Below are 14,208 nucleotides of genomic sequence, written 5' to 3'. Positions count from 1 at the left end.
ATGCGGCAATTTCCTCTGGAGATGCACCAGGTGGCACCCGGTCGGGTGGTCGAGTGGCGGTTGCGGTCCACAGCGGCGGCGGAGCCCGACGGCCCGGGTGACACGGCGGGCAGGAAGGCGTCCTTCAACCAGGACAAGCACTTCACCGTCGCCGAGGAGAGCCGGGCCGCCGACGACCCCGTCGCGTCGTGGATCGCGGTCACCTTCGAAGTGGCCGGGCGGCTGGACGAACCGGCCCTGGCGCAGGCGCTGTTGGCCTTCGTCCAGCGGCACGAGGTACTGAGGTGCGCGTTCCGGCGGCTGGCCGGGGAGCTGGCCTGTGAGCCCTTCTCCCCCGCCGAACTCGCCCTGGAAGCCGAGTACGTGGGCAGCTTCGAGACCTCCGAGCTGCTGCGGGGCTTTCTCGTCGAGCGGTTCACGCGGAGCATCGACACCCTGTCCTGGCCGCTGTTCACCATGGGCGCGGTCCTGCGCGAGGACTCGGCGACGGTCTATCTCGCCTTCGACCACATCGTGTGCGACGGCATGTCGATGCCGATCGTCGTCCACGAGGTGCTGACCGCCTACGAGTCCCTGTGCCGCGGTGAGGCCGGCGAGCTGCCGACGGTCGCCCCCAGCTACCTCGACTTCGCCGACGAGCAGCGCCGCCGCTACCTGTCCATCGACGCCCGCGACGAACGCCTGGACTACTGGAAGGAGTTCATCGCGCGCGGCGGTGAGTTCTTCCCCCGCTTCCCGCTCGACCTCGGCGTGGAGCCGGGCCGGATGTACCCGATCGTCAACGAGGCCTCCGTACTGCTGGACGCGGGCGAGGCGGAGGTGTTCGAGAAGACCTGCCTGACGGTCGGCGGCAAGCCCTTCATGGGGGTGCTCGCCTCCGTCGCCGTGTGCCTGCGCGAGGCGGGCGGGCCCGGCGTCTATCGGGGCCTCATGCCGGTCAGCGAGCGCGGCCGGGAGGGCTGGGCGGACTCGGTGGGCTGGTTCGTCAACACCATGCCCATCGAGTTCGACGTCTCCCCCGGCCGGGACTTCGCCCAGGTCATGGCCGCGGTCCGGGCCGGATTCTCCGAGATGATCGGCCACATCGACGTGCCGTTCGTCCGGGCGTGGGAGCTGCTGGCGCCCCAGGAGTTCGCCGCCCGCTCGTGGCCGTACCCGGTGAACTTCTTCTCGTACATCGACATGCGCAAGTGCCAGGGCGCCGAGCGGCACGAGGAATGGCGGCCCGCCACCCACGTGTGGTCGGCGCGGGCCAACGGGGCCTGCTCGTGGTTCCAGCGGGACGCCGACGGACTGCACATGAACTCCCTGTACGTGGACACCGCCGCGGCCCGCCGCACCATGGGCGACTTCCAGGAGGCGCTGCGCCTGACCGTCCAGGAGATCGCCCGCTCGGGCGGATTCCGCCGTCCCGTCGCGCTGACCGCGCCGCGCCGGCCCGTGGGGACACCGCTCGACGTGGCCGCGTTCGCCCGGCGCGGCTGACCGGGGACCGGGCCGGCCCGGGCGGCCGCCACCGGAGCTCGTTACCGCAGATGGAGGGTGTACAGGAGCCTGTTCGGCTCGACCGGCGGCGTGCCCTGGAGCACGCCGGTCGTGGCGTTCGCGACGAGGCCCTGCCCGACCTGGGCGGGAGTGTCCCCCGGCCGGAAGGCGAGGTGGAGGGCGGCGGCTCCGGCCGTATGGGCGGTTGCCGCCGAGGTGCCGCTGAGCGTGGCCGTGGCGGTGTCGCCGTCCTTCCAGGCCGAGGGAACGGCCACGCCGGGCGCGAACAGGTCCACGCAGTTGCCGTAGTTGGAGGAGGCGGCCCGGCGGTCGAGGCGGTCGCTCGCGCCGACCGCGAGGGTCTCGGCCACCCGGGCGGGCGAGGTGGCGCAGGCTCCGTCCGGCCGGCCGGAGCTGCCCGCCGCCACGGTGTAGGTGATCCCGGAGCGGATGGAGTTCCGGACGGCGGTGTCGAGCGCGGTGTTGGCGGCCCCGCCCAGGCTCATGTTCGCGACGGCGGGGCGGACCGCGTGCGCGGTCACCCAGTCGACGCCGGCGATGACTGCCGACGTAGTGGCGGATCCCTGGCAGTCGAGGACGCGCACGGAGACCAGCCGGGCTTCCTTGGCCACGCCGTAGGTCCGGCCCGCGACGATCCCGCCGACGTACGTGCCGTGGCCGTTGCAGTCCTCGCCGCCCCGGCCGTCGCCGACGGTGTCGGTGCCGACGGAGGCCCGGCCGCCGAACTCCGTGTGGGTGGTGCGCAGTCCGGTGTCGATCACGTACACGTGCACGTCGGGGGCGGTGGTGCGGTAGGTGTAGGTGGTGGAGAGCGGGAGCCGGCGTTGGTCGATGCGGTCCAGCCCCCAGGGGGCGCCCGGCTGATCGACGTCCGGAGCGGCCCGGGCCGCCGGGGCCATGGCGTCCAGGGTGACCTCGGTGTCCTGCTGGACCCGGGCCACGCGAGGGTCGGCGGCGAGCCGGGCGGCCTGGGCGCGGTTCATCCGCGCGGAGAAGCCGTGGAGCGCGGACCGGTAGACGTGGCCGAGCCGCGCGCCGCCGCCCGCCCCGGCCAGGAGGTCGGTGACGGCCCGGTCACCGGCGGCGGACTCCTTCAGCGTCACGATCCAGCCGTCGGGGACCGCCTTCTCGGCGGGTCCCGCGAGCTGTAACCCGGCGGTGGGAGCGGCTTCGGCGGAAGCGGCGGAAGCGGCGGAAGCGGCGGAAGCCGCGGGGGCGAACGGCAGGAGGGCGGCGGCGAGCAGGGCGGCGGACGGCAGCAGCCTCGGGAGGCGTCTGGTGGGCGTCATCTCCGGTGCACCTGGACCTTTCGTCGACCGGGCGTGGAGGCGTCAGATTCCCCGTTCCCGCACGAGGGCACAAGAGTGCGCTCCCGGCCCGTGCCGTTTCGGTCAGAGCCGGGCCGCGCGGCGGCGGAGCAGGGCGCGTTCCCGTGCGTTGTGGGTGAGCGAGGCCGCCCGCTCGAACTCCGCGCGGGCCTCCGCCGGCCGGCCGAGCCGCTCCAGCAGGTCTCCCCGTACGCTCGGCAGCAGGTGGTAGGCGCGCAGGGCCGGTTCCCGCGACAGCGCGTCGACCAGCGGCAGCGCCGCCTCCGGTCCCTGGGCCATCGACACGGCCACCGCCCGGTTGAGCTCCACCACCGGGGACGGGACCAGCGTGACGAGCCTCCCGTACAGGGCGGCGATCGTCGGCCAGTCGGTGTCCTCGTAGCGGACGGCCGCCGCGTGGCAGCCCGCGATCGCGGCCTGTACGGAGTACGGGCCGCTGCCGGCGTGGCGCATGGCCTCGATGCCCCGGTGGATGAGCATCCGGTTCCACCGGGCCCGGTTCTGGTCGCCGAGCAGGACCGGTTCCCCGTCGGGGCCGGTACGGGCGGCCGTCCGGGACGCCTGGAACTCCAGCAGCGCGGCCAGGCCGTGCACTTCGGGCTCCTTGGGCATCAGGCCCGCCAGTACGCGGGCCAGCCGCAGGGCGTCCTCGCACAGGGCGGGGCGGACGAGGTCCTCGCCGGCGGTGGCCGAGTAGCCCTCGTTGAAGACGAGGTAGATGACCTCCAGGACCGAGGCGAGCCGTGCCTCGCGGTCGGCCCCGTACGGGACTTCGAAGGGCACGCCGGCCGCGGCCAGGGTCCGCTTCGCCCGGACGATGCGCTGGGCCACGGCGGACTCGGAGGCGAGGAAGGCGCGGGCGATCTCCTGGGTCGTCAGCCCGCCCATCAGGCGCAGAGTGAGCGCGATCCGGGCCTCGGTCGACAGGACCGGATGGCAGGCGGTGAAGATCAGCCGCAGCAGGTCGTCGTCGATGTCGTCCGGGTCGGCCGGTTCGGCGGGGGGTGGTACGTCCTCCAGGGTCCGGCCGACCTCGGCGAGTTTGCGGGCGTACGTCTCCTTGCGGCGCACGAGGTCGATCGCGCGGTGCTTGGCGGTGGCCATGAGCCAGGCGCCCGGCCGGTCCGGGACACCGGACCGCGGCCACTGTTCGAGCGCGGCGACGAGGGCGTCCTGCGCGAGCTCCTCGGCGATGCCGACGTCCCGCACGATCCGGGCGACGCCCGCGATGATGCGCGCGGACTCGATCCGGAACACCGCTTCGACCGCCTGGGCCGCACTCACTGCCGTCACGGCCACCCATCAGAGCAGCCGTGACGCGGCAGGGCAAACGCGGCGCGGATCACATCTCCTGGATCTCCCGGACCTCGGCGCTGACGTTCCACTCCGCCGGGTGGATCTCCAGGAACCGCTTCGTCCACTCGATGGCCTCGGCCTTGTCCTTGCACTGGGTCAGGGAGTACCCGCCGACGACCTCCTTGGTCTCCGTGAACGGGCCGTCGGTGTAGCTGATCTTTCCTCCGGACCAGCTGAGCCGGGTCCCCTCGGAAGTGGGGAGGAGTCCGGCGGTGTCCAGCATGACCCCGGCCTTGGTGATCTCCTCCAGCAGGGCGCCCATGCGCTGCTCGAACTCGGGCGGGAAGTTCTCCGGGGGCAGGTCCTGCTCGTCGATGCGGATCATCGTCAGGAAGCGCGGCATGGTGACTCCTCGGTCGGAAGCGGCGGGGGCCTTCCCCGCCTCTCACCCGTGCGTCGAACGGGAGGCGCCCGGATCGACAGCTCCTCGAAGATTCTTCGAAGAATCTTCGGGAGCGGCCATCCGGCGCACCCCTACTCGTGAGTAGGATCGCCGCCCAGGCCGCTTCCGAAAGGTCCCCCCATGCCGCGTACGCCTTCCTCCCCGCTCCTGCTCGCCGGTCTCCTGGCCGGGGCGGCGGTCGCGCACGCCGCCGTGCCCCGTCAGTTCGACGCGATCGTGCCGCGTTCTCTGCCGGGCAGCCCGCGGCAGTGGACGTACGCGAGCGGGGTGGCCGAGCTCGCCCTCGCCGCCGGTGTCGCCCATCCGCGGACCCGCAAGGCGGCGGCGCTGGCCGCGGCGGCGTTCTTCGTCGGCGTGTTCCCGGCGAACGTCAAGATGGCCGCCGACGCGCGCCACCGCTCCCCCGTCGAGCGGGCCGTGGCGTTCGCCCGGCTGCCGCTCCAGGTGCCGCTGGTGCTGTGGGCCGGGAGGGTGAGCCGCGACGCCGCGACGCCGCGTCCCGCTGACCGGCCGACCCGCTGACCCGCCGACCCGCCGACCCGTCCGGATCGGTCAGCGGCTGTCGCCCGTCCAGTCCCAGCGCCCCGGATCGGCCGCCCGGCGGCGGTAGTGGGCGCGGCCGCCCGCGCCGTAGCGGCCTATCTCCGTGGGCAGCCGGGCCTCTTCCGCGAGCTGCGGGGGGCTCCAGCCGGTGATGTCGAGGAGGAGCCCGTCGAGGGGACCGCCCACGAGTTCGCCGTAGACGTGGCCGGGGCGGGGGCCGGGGTCGGGGTCGTCGTGGTCGGCGCCGTAGACCCGGCGCCGGAGCATCCTGTCGTCCATGCCTCTCAGCTTCACAGGCACCACTGACAACCGGCCCCCGCGCGCAGCGGCGATGATGGGAACCGCCTCCCGGTCGCGGGCGGCGTGGGAGCGAGGAGCGGCACGCATGGCACGTCGGGTACACCAGCCACTGGAGAACCAGGAGTTCGACTTCATCCTCTCCATGGCGCCGGGGCCGGTTCTCGCCTACTTCTGCGGGACCTGGCCGAAGGCCCTGGAGGCGTGCCGGGCGATGGACGCGGTGGTCGGCGAGCTGTCCGAGGAATACGGGACCCGGTTCACCGCCGTCCGCACCGACATGACCCGCTGCCCCGAGGCAACCAAGCGCTACGGCGTGACCGGCGCGCCGACCGCCGTGCTCATCAAGGACGGTGAGGCGGTCGCGAGCCAGGCCGGGCCGATGACGCGCGAGGAGTTCCGGGCGTTCCTGGACGCCCACCTCTGAGGACCGGGGCAGCCGATTGGGCCCTGCGGGCGAACTCGGGTGATCTGGCTGAAAGTGGCATAGGTGGGATAGGTGCCTTAGGCATGTAATGGAGTCCGGCGAGACGGAACCATCGCTTGCGAGGTGCTCCATGTCAGAGACCGTTGCCTTCCCTCAGGACCGAACCTGCCCCTACCACCCACCGGCCGCTTACGCACCCCTGCGGGAGAGCCGGCCGCTCTCCCGCGTCACCCTCTTCGACGGCCGCTCCGTATGGGTGGTCACCGGGCACACCGAGGCGCGCGCCCTGCTCGCCGACGGCCGGCTCTCCGCCGACCGCCGGAACGCGGCCTTCCCGGCACCGACCAGGCGGTTCAAGGGGCTGCAGAACCGGCGCGCCGCGCTGCTCGGGGTCGATGATCCCGAGCACAACACCCAGCGCCGGATGCTGATCCCCAGCTTCACCCTGAAGCGGACGGCCGCCCTGCGGCCCCGCATCCAGCAGACCGTGGACCGGCTGATCGACGAGATGGTGGCGGGCGGCCCGCAGGCGGAATTGGTGGGCGCCTTCGCCCTGCCGGTGCCGTCGATGGTGATCTGCGCCCTGCTCGGAGTCCCGTACGAGGACCACGAGTTCTTCGAAGGACAGTCACGGCGGCTGCTGCGCGGCCCCGAGCCGGCCGACGTGGAGGACGCCCGCCGCCGGCTGGACGACTACCTCGTCGGCCTGATCGGGCGCAAGCGCCGGGAGCCCGGGGACGGGCTGCTCGACGAGCTCATCGCGCAGCGCCTGGAGACGGGCGAGGTCGACGTCGAGGAACTGGTCGCCCTCGCCGTGATCCTGCTGGTCGCGGGGCACGAGACGACCGCCAACATGATCTCGCTCGGTACCTTCACCCTGCTGCGCCACCCCGAGCAGCTGGCCGAGCTGCGGGCCGACCCGGCATTGATCTCCTCGGCCGTGGAGGAGCTGATGCGGTTCCTGTCGATCGCGGACGGGATGCTGCGGGTGGCGACCGAGGACATCGCCGTCGGCGGGGTGACGGTGCGCGCCGACGACGGAGTGGTCTTCTCCACCTCCGTCATCAACCGCGACGACTCCGTCTTCGAGGAGCCGGACGCGCTGGACTGGCACCGGCCCACCCGGCACCACCTGGCCTTCGGCTTCGGCATCCACCAGTGCCTCGGCCAGAACCTGGCCCGCGCGGAGATGGAGATCGCGCTGGGCACGCTCTTCGAGCGGCTGCCCGGACTGCGGCTGGCGGCCGAGCCGGACCGGATCCCCTTCAAACCCGGCGACACCATCCAGGGCATGGTCGAACTCCCCGTGGCGTGGTGAGGGCCGTGTCGACCGAACGAATGCGCATCGACATCGACACCGGCGTCTGCATCGGCGCGGGCCAGTGCGCGCTGACCGCGCCCGGGGTGTTCACCCAGGACGACGACGGCTTCAGCGAGCTGCTCCCGGGCCGCCCGGACGGCGCCGGGAGCGCGCTGGTCCGCGAGGCCGCCCGGGCCTGCCCGGTCTCGGCCATCTCCGTCCGGGAGGACTGACACGACCCGCGACCTGGTCGCCCCGGCCTGACGCCCGGTCGCGGGCATCGCGGGCATCGCGGGCATCGGGTGTATCGAGGACTGGATTTCCTGTACAGTTGTCCAGGAAATCCAGTCCCCCCGAGAAGTGGAGGCGGCCATGCACACGGTCGCTCAGATCCTGACCGGCCTCGTGGCCGCACTGCACCTGTACTTCCTGGTCCTGGAGATGTTCCTGTGGCAACGGCCGCCGGGGCGGGCGCTGCACGGCTTCGACGCGGACACCGCCCGGCTCACCGCACCGCTCGCCGCCAACCAGGGCCTCTACAACGGGTTCCTCGCCGCGGGCCTGGTCTGGGCGCTCGTCATCGACTCGCTCGCCACGCAGGTCTTCTTCCTCGTCTGCGTGATCGTCGCCGGGGTGTACGGGGCCGCGACCGCCAACCGCCGGATCCTCGTCGCGCAGGCCCTGCCCGGGGCCCTCGCCCTCGGCGCGGCGCTGCTGGCCGCGTGAGCCCCCAGGACGCGCGCGCACCGGACCCGCGCACGGCCAGGACGAAGGCGCGGCTGCGCGAGAGCCTGCTCGCGGAGTGCGCGGACAGGCCGCTCGCCGAGGTGAGCGTCTCGGCCGTGGTCCGCGGGGCGCAGGTCGGGCGCGCCACCTTCTACCTCCACTACGAGGACCTCACCGCGCTCGCCGTGGACGCCTGCGCGGATGTGGTGCACGCGGCGGTCGACGCCCTGCACGCCTGGCAGACGGGTCCCGGCTCGCTCCCCCCGGCCCGGCCTCCCGCCGCGCTGGCCGAATTCCTCGCGGACGCGGCGGACCGCGCGCCGCTCTACCGCACGCTGCTCCTCCCGGGCGGCGGCGGCCCGCTCGGCGACCGCCTCCACCGGGAGCTGCGCGCTCGCGCGCACGCCGAACGCACGGCGGCGGGCGCCCCGCACTCCGATCTCGTCGCCTCGGCGGTCGCCGCCACCTTCACCGGCGTCCTCGCGGACTGGCTCCACGACGCCATCCCGGCGGATCCGGCCGGACTGGCGGACCACCTGTGGCGGCTGCTGCTGGCCCTCCACCGCGCCGTCTAGTGCTGTGGCCCTGCGCGGTCCGACAACGCGGCGAGGTGCCGTGCCTGGGGGTACCTCCCTGGGGGTCCCCCCGGACGGAGTCTGGGGGGAGGTAGCCGGGGGAGCGCCGCGACCCGGTGAACCTTGCCGGTCACAGCACTAGCGCGGAACGCCCGGCCCGCGCGCCACCCGGTCCACGGCGCCCTCCGGCAACTGTCCCGCCGGGCCCGGAGCGCGGCCACGGACGCCGGGAGCCCCGCCGGTCGGACCGGCGGGGCTCCCCTCACGGGCTGTGCTCGCGAAGCGGACTACGAGAGGGGGACCACCCGCTCTGCCTGCGGGCCCTTGGGGCCCTGGGTGACGTTGTACTCGACCTTCTGGTTCTCCTCCAGCGACTTGAACCCGGTGGTCTCGATGGCGGAGAAGTGCACGAACACGTCCGGGCCGCCGTCGTCCTGCTGGATGAACCCGAATCCCTTCTCCGAGTTGAACCACTTCACGATGCCTGTTGCCATCTGGCTGATCCTTCTCAACGTTCCACTGCGGGCCGCATATGCGGCCGTCTCGATCCTGCCCAAAGGTCCCGCAGAGCACACGCTGAACGCGGCCAACCGGGGCGTGGCGCGTATTCGAACTTCTGGCCGCCCTGTCCGTGAATCGGGGGAGCGGCGCCTTCGGAAGACGCTTCGAGAAGGGACGGGACATGAGTGGATTCGCGACGTTCAAGGTGCCGGACCGGGTGACCGGGACGGCTGCGGACGAGGCGCTCGGCCGGGCGATGACCGCGGCCTGGCAGCGCGACGGGATCTTCCAGGTGGTGGCCGACGCCGGGCAGCGGGCGCGGACCCGGGAGGCCATGGCGGCGAGCCGCCGGTTCTTCGCCCGGCCCCCGGCGGAGAAGGCGGCGTGCGTCAACGACACCTCGTACAGCGGGTACATCGCCTCCGGCGAGGAGGTCACGGCGGGCGAGCGGGACGCGTCGGAGATCTTCACCATCACCCCGGACCTGGCGGCGGGGCGCGGGCTGCCCTGCCACGGGCCGGTGCCCTGGCCCGACCCCGGCTACCGCGCGGCCATGGAGGCGTACCTCGCCGGGGTGGGCGGTCTCGGGGAGCGGCTGCTGCGCCTCGTGGCGCTCGGGCTCGGCTCCGGCGGCTTCGGAGCGGGGCCGGGGCCGGCCGGCATCGACGAGCTGGCCGGGCTGACCCGCGGGGGCTGGCACCACATGCGGGTACTGCGCTTCCCGGCGGCCTCGCGGACGACGGAGCGCGGGATCGGCGCGCACACCGACTACGGGCTCCTGGTGATCGCCGCCCAGGACGAGGTCGGAGGGCTGTTCGTACGCCCGCCGGTCGCCGGGGAACGCCGGCCCCGGAACTGGCTGCCCGGGGAGTCCTCGGCGGGCTTCGCCGAGGACTCCCCGGGGTGGACGTACGTGCCCCCCGTGCCGGGGGTGCTCACCGTGTTCCCCGGTGACATCCTGCAGTTCCTGACGGGCGGAGCCCTGCTGTCGACGCCGCACAAGGTGCGGCTCGCGGACCGGGAGCGCTACACGCTGGCCTACTTCCACGAGCCGCGCTTCGGCGCCCGGATCCGCCCGTTGCGGCCGGAGCCGGGTGACGACTCGGCCATCCACTACGGGGAGCACTTCACCCGCATGTTCATGCGCTGCTATCCGCGGCGGGCAACGACGCGGCGGATCGAGGCCGAGGGGCTGCTGCGCGGGCTCGCCTCGGTCCGCTGACCCGGCAGCCCACGCAGTCGGCGTGGCCCGCGTGCGCCGCGGTGTCCCGGGTACGCCAGTCCCAGTCGGCCTCGGGGCGGGGTCCGCTCGGCTTGCCCCACCCGGCGAGGTGCAGGAGCCAGGTGACGATCCCGGCCACGGCGACGACGCCGAGGCCGAGCCAGATGCCGGGCGTCCACGCCGCGCACACCGCGACGCCCGCGCCGGTGAAGCCCAGCAGGGCCAGGGCGGTACCGGTCCAGCCGGCCGCCGTGTGGCCGAGATCGACATGGCCGTGCGCACTCATGGTTCTCCCTGGTCGGACGGTCGGCAGTACGCTCGGAGGAAGGATTCATTTATCTCACGAGCTAAGTTACTTAGATGCTAAGGAGTATCTGCGTGGAGGGCAAGACCCGCCCCCCGGCCACGGCCGCGGAGGCCATGGCGCGCATGGACCAGTACGTCGCCCTGGGCATCGTCGGCCAGCAGGAGGTGGCACAGCGGCTGGGACTCAACGTCACCGACCTGACCTGCCTGGGCCACATCCTGGGAGCCGGGGACACCCCGCTGGCCGCCGGTGACCTCGCCGAGCTGGTGGACCTCACCACCGGCGCCGTCACCGGGGTGCTCAACCGCCTCGAACGCGCCGGGTTCGCGCGGCGCCGACCCGACCCCGCGGACCGGCGCCGGGTGCGGGTGGTGGCCGAGCCCGAGGCCGCCGCCCGGGTCGTCGCGGTCTACCAGCCGTTCTACGACCGGCTCGGCGCCCTGTTCGCCGACTACACCCCCGACGAGATCGCCGTGATCGCCGACTGGTTCGAGCGCGCCGCGGTCGAGGTCCGCGCCCACTGCGCGCAGGTGCGGTCGGGGGAACCCGACGGGGAACAGCACGGGAAACCGGACGCCGGGCCGCGATAGGCGCCGCTGGTACCATGGGCGGTTGACCATCTTCTTCCTTGCTTCGAAAGGTTCTGCATGAGGAACCCGTCAGTTCATGGACGCTTCGGTGTGAAGGGCGGTGCCAAGGCCGGAGCCAAGTCCGGCGGCAAGACCCCCCGGAGCATCGGGCCGCAGGGCGAGTTCACGATGCACGAGCCGAAGAATCCGGCGCTGCCGCCGGTGGAGTCGTTCTCCGAGCTCGACCTGCCCCTTGAGCTGGTGACGACCATGGCCTCGCTGGAGGTCAAGGAGCCGTTCCCCATCCAGGCCGCGACGCTCCCCAACGCGCTGGCCGGCCGGGACGTCCTCGGCCGCGGCCGGACCGGATCCGGCAAGACCCTCGCCTTCGGCCTGGCGCTGCTGGCGCGTACGGCGGGGCAGCAGGCGGACCCGAAGCGCCCGCTGGCGCTGGTCCTCGTACCGACGCGCGAGCTGGCGCAGCAGGTCACCGAGGCGCTGACTCCGTACGCCGAGGCCCTGAAGCTGCGGATGGCCACGGTGGTCGGCGGCCTGTCCATCGGGCGGCAGGTGAGCGCGCTGCGCACCGGCGCCGAGGTCGTGGTGGCCACCCCCGGGCGCCTGAGCGACCTGGTCGGACGGCGTGACGTACACCTGGAGCGCGTGAAGATCACCGTGCTCGACGAGGCCGACCAGATGTGCGACATGGGCTTCATGCCGCAGGTCACGGAGATCCTGGACCAGGTGCACCACGCGGGGCAGCGGATGCTGTTCTCGGCGACCCTGGACCGCAATGTGGACCAGCTGGTGCGCACGTACCTGAAGGACCCGGTCTCGCACTCCGTCGACCCGCAGGCGGGCACGGTGACCACGATGGACCACCACGTGCTGCACATCCACGCGGCCGACAAGATCTCGGCGGCGACCGAGATCGCCGCCCGCGACAACCGGGTGCTGATGTTCCTCGACACCAAGCACGGCGTCGACCAGTTCGTGAAGCACCTGCGGGCCATGGGCGTACGGGCGGAGGGACTGCACAGCGGCAAGTCGCAGCCGCAGCGGACGCGGACCCTGGCGCAGTTCAAGAGCGGGGCCGTGACCGTCCTGGTCGCGACGAACGTCGCGGCGCGCGGTATCCACATCGACGACCTCGACCTCGTCGTCAACGTCGACCCGCCCGCCGACCACAAGGACTACCTGCACCGGGGCGGCCGCACCGCCCGGGCCGGCGAGTCCGGCAAGGTCGTCACCCTCGTGACGCCGAACCAGCGACGGGACATGGTCCGGCTGATGGCGGACGCCCGGGTCCGGCCGACCATCACGCAGGTGCGGTCCGGCGAGGCGGCCCTGAGCCGGATCACCGGCGCGAAGGCGCCCTCCGGGGTCCCGCTGGCCGGGTCCGCGCCGACCGACGCCAAGGGCAGGCCCTCCGGGTCGGACCTCGGCTTCCGCGGGATGGGCACCCGGCCGGGCCGCCCGGGCAAGGGCAAGGAGTCCCGCAAGACGATCGAGGCCCGGCAGACCGCCGAGGCCCGCCGCGCGGCCCGGGTGCGCAAGGGCCTCTGACGCGCGTACGCCCGCCCCCGGACCGGGGGCGGGTCCCGACGTCCCGACCGGGTCAGGCCAGGGTACGGCGGCGCAGGCGCTCGGCGGCCGCGTTGCGGACCCGGCGGGTGCGGGCCTCCGCGGCGAGCAGCCGCAGGGCCTCGTACGAGGTCAGGGACTGGGCGGCGGTGCGCTGGCACCAGTCGGAGGCGGCGGTGAGCTCCGCCGCGGACCAGGGTTCGCCGCCGGTGATGGCCTTGAGCAGGGTCCACTCGCGCAGCCTCCGCTCGGGGAAGGCGCGGCCGGCGAGCGCGGCCGTCATGGCCTGCGCCCAGGCGGGAAACCCCTCGTCGGCCAGCAGCCGGGCCGCCCGGCGGTTCAGGTGGGTGACCACCGCGCTCTCGGCCATCACCGGATCGGGATCGCGCAGCACGGCCGCCACGGCCTCGGCTTCGGCGGACTCCCCCGGCGCCACGGCCAGGAACTCCAGGTGGCGCCCGTACCGCCAGTGCTCGGGCGGCGTGCCGGCATCGGAGCGGCTCATCGCGCCACGCCTTCCCGAACGCGGCCCGCCCGGCCGCCGTCCGGCAGCGGCTCCCGGTCGACCTCGGCCGTCAGCCCGTGGTGGCGCCGTGCGATCCACGTCATGCGGCAAGGGCCTCGGTCTCCCCCGGCCACCGACTCGGCCGCGCCGGCCTCGGCCTGCGCGGCATCGGCGATGCGCGGATCGGGCCGCCCGCATCCGACACCGGCGATGGACTGTGCCCGGCCGCCTGCCGTGGGCAGGACCAGCACGCTCTGCGGCCTGCCGATCGTGTGGCGCTGCTCCTTCTTCCCTCTCCCCATGGCACCCATTCCACACGACCGCCGCGGGCGGCCGGTGGTCAGGGTGCCTTCGGGGTGCTCAGCTCGCAGGAGGCAGCATCAGCGACTCCGCGCCGACCGGGCGGTAGCCGGCGGCCTGGAAGGCGCGGACGCTGCGGGCGTTGCCGGTGGCCTGCTGGGACCAGACCGGCCGGCCGTCGGGGACGAGGTGGCGGGCGGCGCGGGCCAGGTCCCGCCCCAGCCCCCGGTGGCGGACGTCCTCGTCCACCTCTATCGCCGTCTCCCAGCGGCCCGCGACGCCCCGGCCGAGGATGAGGACTCCCCCGTCCGCCGCCCAGACCCGTACGTCGTCACGGCGGTGCAGGGCCCGCCGCACCCGGGGGTGGTCGGGGTCGGCGATCTCGCGCAGCTCCAGCGGGGGTTCGCCGGGCAGCGGCCCGGCGACGGTGAGCAGGTCGACGGTGTCGGTGGTGCGGCCCGTACGGTCCAGCAGCGCGGCCAGGAAGCGCGCGTTCATGGTGGCGGCGAGGGCGTCGCACGTGGTGGCGGCGAGGGTGGACCGTACCCAGTCCGGGTCCTCGTCGGTGAACACGACGGAGTGCGCGGTGAAGGCGATGACGCCCGCGTCGCGCCGGCTCTCCTGCGGTACCACGGTCGTACCGCCGTCGGGCGGCGGAAACCGGCCGTCCGCCGCCGCGTCCAGGATCTCGCCCAGAGTCCGCCCCGTGCCGTGCTCGCGTGCCATGTCCGTGCTCCCGATTCGTGGTCGGTGCACATG

19 protein-coding genes are annotated in these 14,208 nt (G+C 73.5%); 10 read left to right on the top strand and 9 right to left on the bottom strand.

Going from position 1 to position 14,208, the window contains the following annotated elements; genetic code table 11:
• The gene (locus tag ACGFYQ_RS20120) at positions 1-1,485 is read left to right on the top strand and encodes a condensation domain-containing protein (protein WP_393745637.1); all 1,485 of its coding nucleotides are present in this window, start codon (positions 1-3) and stop codon (positions 1,483-1,485) included.
• 41 nt (positions 1,486-1,526) lie between these two features.
• On the opposite strand, the gene ACGFYQ_RS20115 is transcribed toward ACGFYQ_RS20120, so the two are convergent.
• The 3 genes from ACGFYQ_RS20115 to ACGFYQ_RS20105 form a co-directional block, all read right to left on the bottom strand.
• The gene (locus ACGFYQ_RS20115; RefSeq protein ID WP_393745635.1) at positions 1,527-2,795 is read right to left on the bottom strand and encodes a S8 family peptidase; all 1,269 of its coding nucleotides are present in this window, start codon (positions 2,793-2,795) and stop codon (positions 1,527-1,529) included.
• A gap of 102 nt (positions 2,796-2,897) precedes the next feature.
• Positions 2,898-4,118, bottom strand: coding sequence for an RNA polymerase sigma factor (locus tag ACGFYQ_RS20110; protein WP_393745927.1), 1,221 nt, complete (start codon positions 4,116-4,118; stop codon positions 2,898-2,900).
• Between the two features lie 58 nt (positions 4,119-4,176).
• Positions 4,177-4,533 carry a YciI family protein gene (locus ACGFYQ_RS20105; protein ID WP_393745633.1) on the bottom strand — a complete coding sequence of 119 codons (357 nt, stop codon included), beginning with the start codon at positions 4,531-4,533 and terminating at the stop codon, positions 4,177-4,179.
• A 180-nt stretch (positions 4,534-4,713) separates the two neighbouring features.
• Here ACGFYQ_RS20105 and ACGFYQ_RS20100 point away from each other — a divergent pair, with 180 nt between their 5' ends.
• Entirely contained in the window at positions 4,714-5,115 is a 402-nt protein-coding gene (locus ACGFYQ_RS20100) for a hypothetical protein (RefSeq protein WP_393745631.1), read from the top strand.
• Positions 5,116-5,145: 30 nt separating this feature from the next.
• On the opposite strand, the gene ACGFYQ_RS20095 is transcribed toward ACGFYQ_RS20100, so the two are convergent.
• Positions 5,146-5,415: a hypothetical protein gene (locus ACGFYQ_RS20095; protein ID WP_393745630.1), complete on the bottom strand. Its 270-nt coding sequence runs from the start codon at positions 5,413-5,415 to the stop codon at positions 5,146-5,148.
• Between the two features lie 106 nt (positions 5,416-5,521).
• Here ACGFYQ_RS20095 and ACGFYQ_RS20090 point away from each other — a divergent pair, with 106 nt between their 5' ends.
• From ACGFYQ_RS20090 to ACGFYQ_RS20070, 5 genes are all read left to right on the top strand, one after another.
• A complete protein-coding gene (locus ACGFYQ_RS20090) occupies positions 5,522-5,860 on the top strand; it encodes a thioredoxin family protein (protein ID WP_393745628.1) in 339 nt (112 codons plus the stop codon).
• 130 nt (positions 5,861-5,990) lie between these two features.
• Entirely contained in the window at positions 5,991-7,178 is a 1,188-nt protein-coding gene (locus tag ACGFYQ_RS20085; protein WP_393745626.1) for a cytochrome P450, read from the top strand.
• 20 nt (positions 7,179-7,198) lie between these two features.
• Positions 7,199-7,393 (top strand): ferredoxin, encoded by a 195-nt coding sequence (locus ACGFYQ_RS20080; RefSeq protein ID WP_393745925.1) that lies wholly within the window; start codon positions 7,199-7,201, stop codon positions 7,391-7,393.
• A 139-nt stretch (positions 7,394-7,532) separates the two neighbouring features.
• Positions 7,533-7,886: a DUF1304 domain-containing protein gene (locus ACGFYQ_RS20075; RefSeq protein ID WP_393745624.1), complete on the top strand. Its 354-nt coding sequence runs from the start codon at positions 7,533-7,535 to the stop codon at positions 7,884-7,886.
• Positions 7,883-8,461, top strand: a complete 579-nt coding sequence (locus ACGFYQ_RS20070) for a TetR/AcrR family transcriptional regulator (RefSeq protein WP_393745622.1) — start codon at positions 7,883-7,885, stop codon at positions 8,459-8,461. The genes ACGFYQ_RS20075 and ACGFYQ_RS20070 overlap by 4 nt, the downstream gene beginning before the upstream one ends.
• A 287-nt stretch (positions 8,462-8,748) precedes the next feature.
• Here the strand turns inward: ACGFYQ_RS20070 and ACGFYQ_RS20065 are convergent, their stop codons facing one another.
• Positions 8,749-8,955, bottom strand: a complete 207-nt coding sequence (locus ACGFYQ_RS20065) for a cold-shock protein (RefSeq protein ID WP_069918825.1) — start codon at positions 8,953-8,955, stop codon at positions 8,749-8,751.
• 188 nt (positions 8,956-9,143) lie between these two features.
• Between ACGFYQ_RS20065 and ACGFYQ_RS20060 the strand changes: the two genes are divergently transcribed.
• Positions 9,144-10,184: a 2-oxoglutarate and iron-dependent oxygenase domain-containing protein gene (locus ACGFYQ_RS20060; protein ID WP_393745619.1), complete on the top strand. Its 1,041-nt coding sequence runs from the start codon at positions 9,144-9,146 to the stop codon at positions 10,182-10,184.
• On the opposite strand, the gene ACGFYQ_RS20055 is transcribed toward ACGFYQ_RS20060, so the two are convergent.
• Positions 10,102-10,470, bottom strand: a complete 369-nt coding sequence (locus tag ACGFYQ_RS20055; RefSeq protein ID WP_393745617.1) for an HGxxPAAW family protein — start codon at positions 10,468-10,470, stop codon at positions 10,102-10,104. The genes ACGFYQ_RS20060 and ACGFYQ_RS20055 overlap by 83 nt on opposite strands.
• Positions 10,471-10,562: 92 nt before the next feature.
• Here ACGFYQ_RS20055 and ACGFYQ_RS20050 point away from each other — a divergent pair, with 92 nt between their 5' ends.
• Positions 10,563-11,081 (top strand): MarR family winged helix-turn-helix transcriptional regulator, encoded by a 519-nt coding sequence (locus ACGFYQ_RS20050; RefSeq protein ID WP_393745615.1) that lies wholly within the window; start codon positions 10,563-10,565, stop codon positions 11,079-11,081.
• Positions 11,082-11,138: 57 nt separating this feature from the next.
• Positions 11,139-12,626 carry a DEAD/DEAH box helicase gene (locus ACGFYQ_RS20045; RefSeq protein WP_393745613.1) on the top strand — a complete coding sequence of 496 codons (1,488 nt, stop codon included), beginning with the start codon at positions 11,139-11,141 and terminating at the stop codon, positions 12,624-12,626.
• Between the two features lie 52 nt (positions 12,627-12,678).
• Here ACGFYQ_RS20045 and ACGFYQ_RS20040 read toward each other — a convergent pair whose 3' ends face one another.
• The 3 genes from ACGFYQ_RS20040 to ACGFYQ_RS20030 are packed head-to-tail and all read right to left on the bottom strand — an operon-like array spanning position 12,679 to position 14,175.
• Positions 12,679-13,149, bottom strand: a complete 471-nt coding sequence (locus ACGFYQ_RS20040) for a hypothetical protein (protein WP_393745611.1) — start codon at positions 13,147-13,149, stop codon at positions 12,679-12,681.
• Positions 13,146-13,451, bottom strand: a complete 306-nt coding sequence (locus ACGFYQ_RS20035) for a hypothetical protein (RefSeq protein ID WP_393745609.1) — start codon at positions 13,449-13,451, stop codon at positions 13,146-13,148. The genes ACGFYQ_RS20040 and ACGFYQ_RS20035 overlap by 4 nt, the downstream gene beginning before the upstream one ends.
• Positions 13,452-13,509: 58 nt before the next feature.
• Positions 13,510-14,175 (bottom strand): GNAT family N-acetyltransferase, encoded by a 666-nt coding sequence (locus ACGFYQ_RS20030; protein ID WP_393745604.1) that lies wholly within the window; start codon positions 14,173-14,175, stop codon positions 13,510-13,512.
• Positions 14,176-14,208 lie beyond the last annotated feature (33 nt).

It is taken from the genome of Streptomyces sp. NPDC048258 (assembly GCF_043201995.1).
Lineage (GTDB): Bacteria > Actinomycetota > Actinomycetes > Streptomycetales > Streptomycetaceae > Streptomyces.
This window is presented reverse-complemented; position numbering and strand designations above follow the sequence as displayed.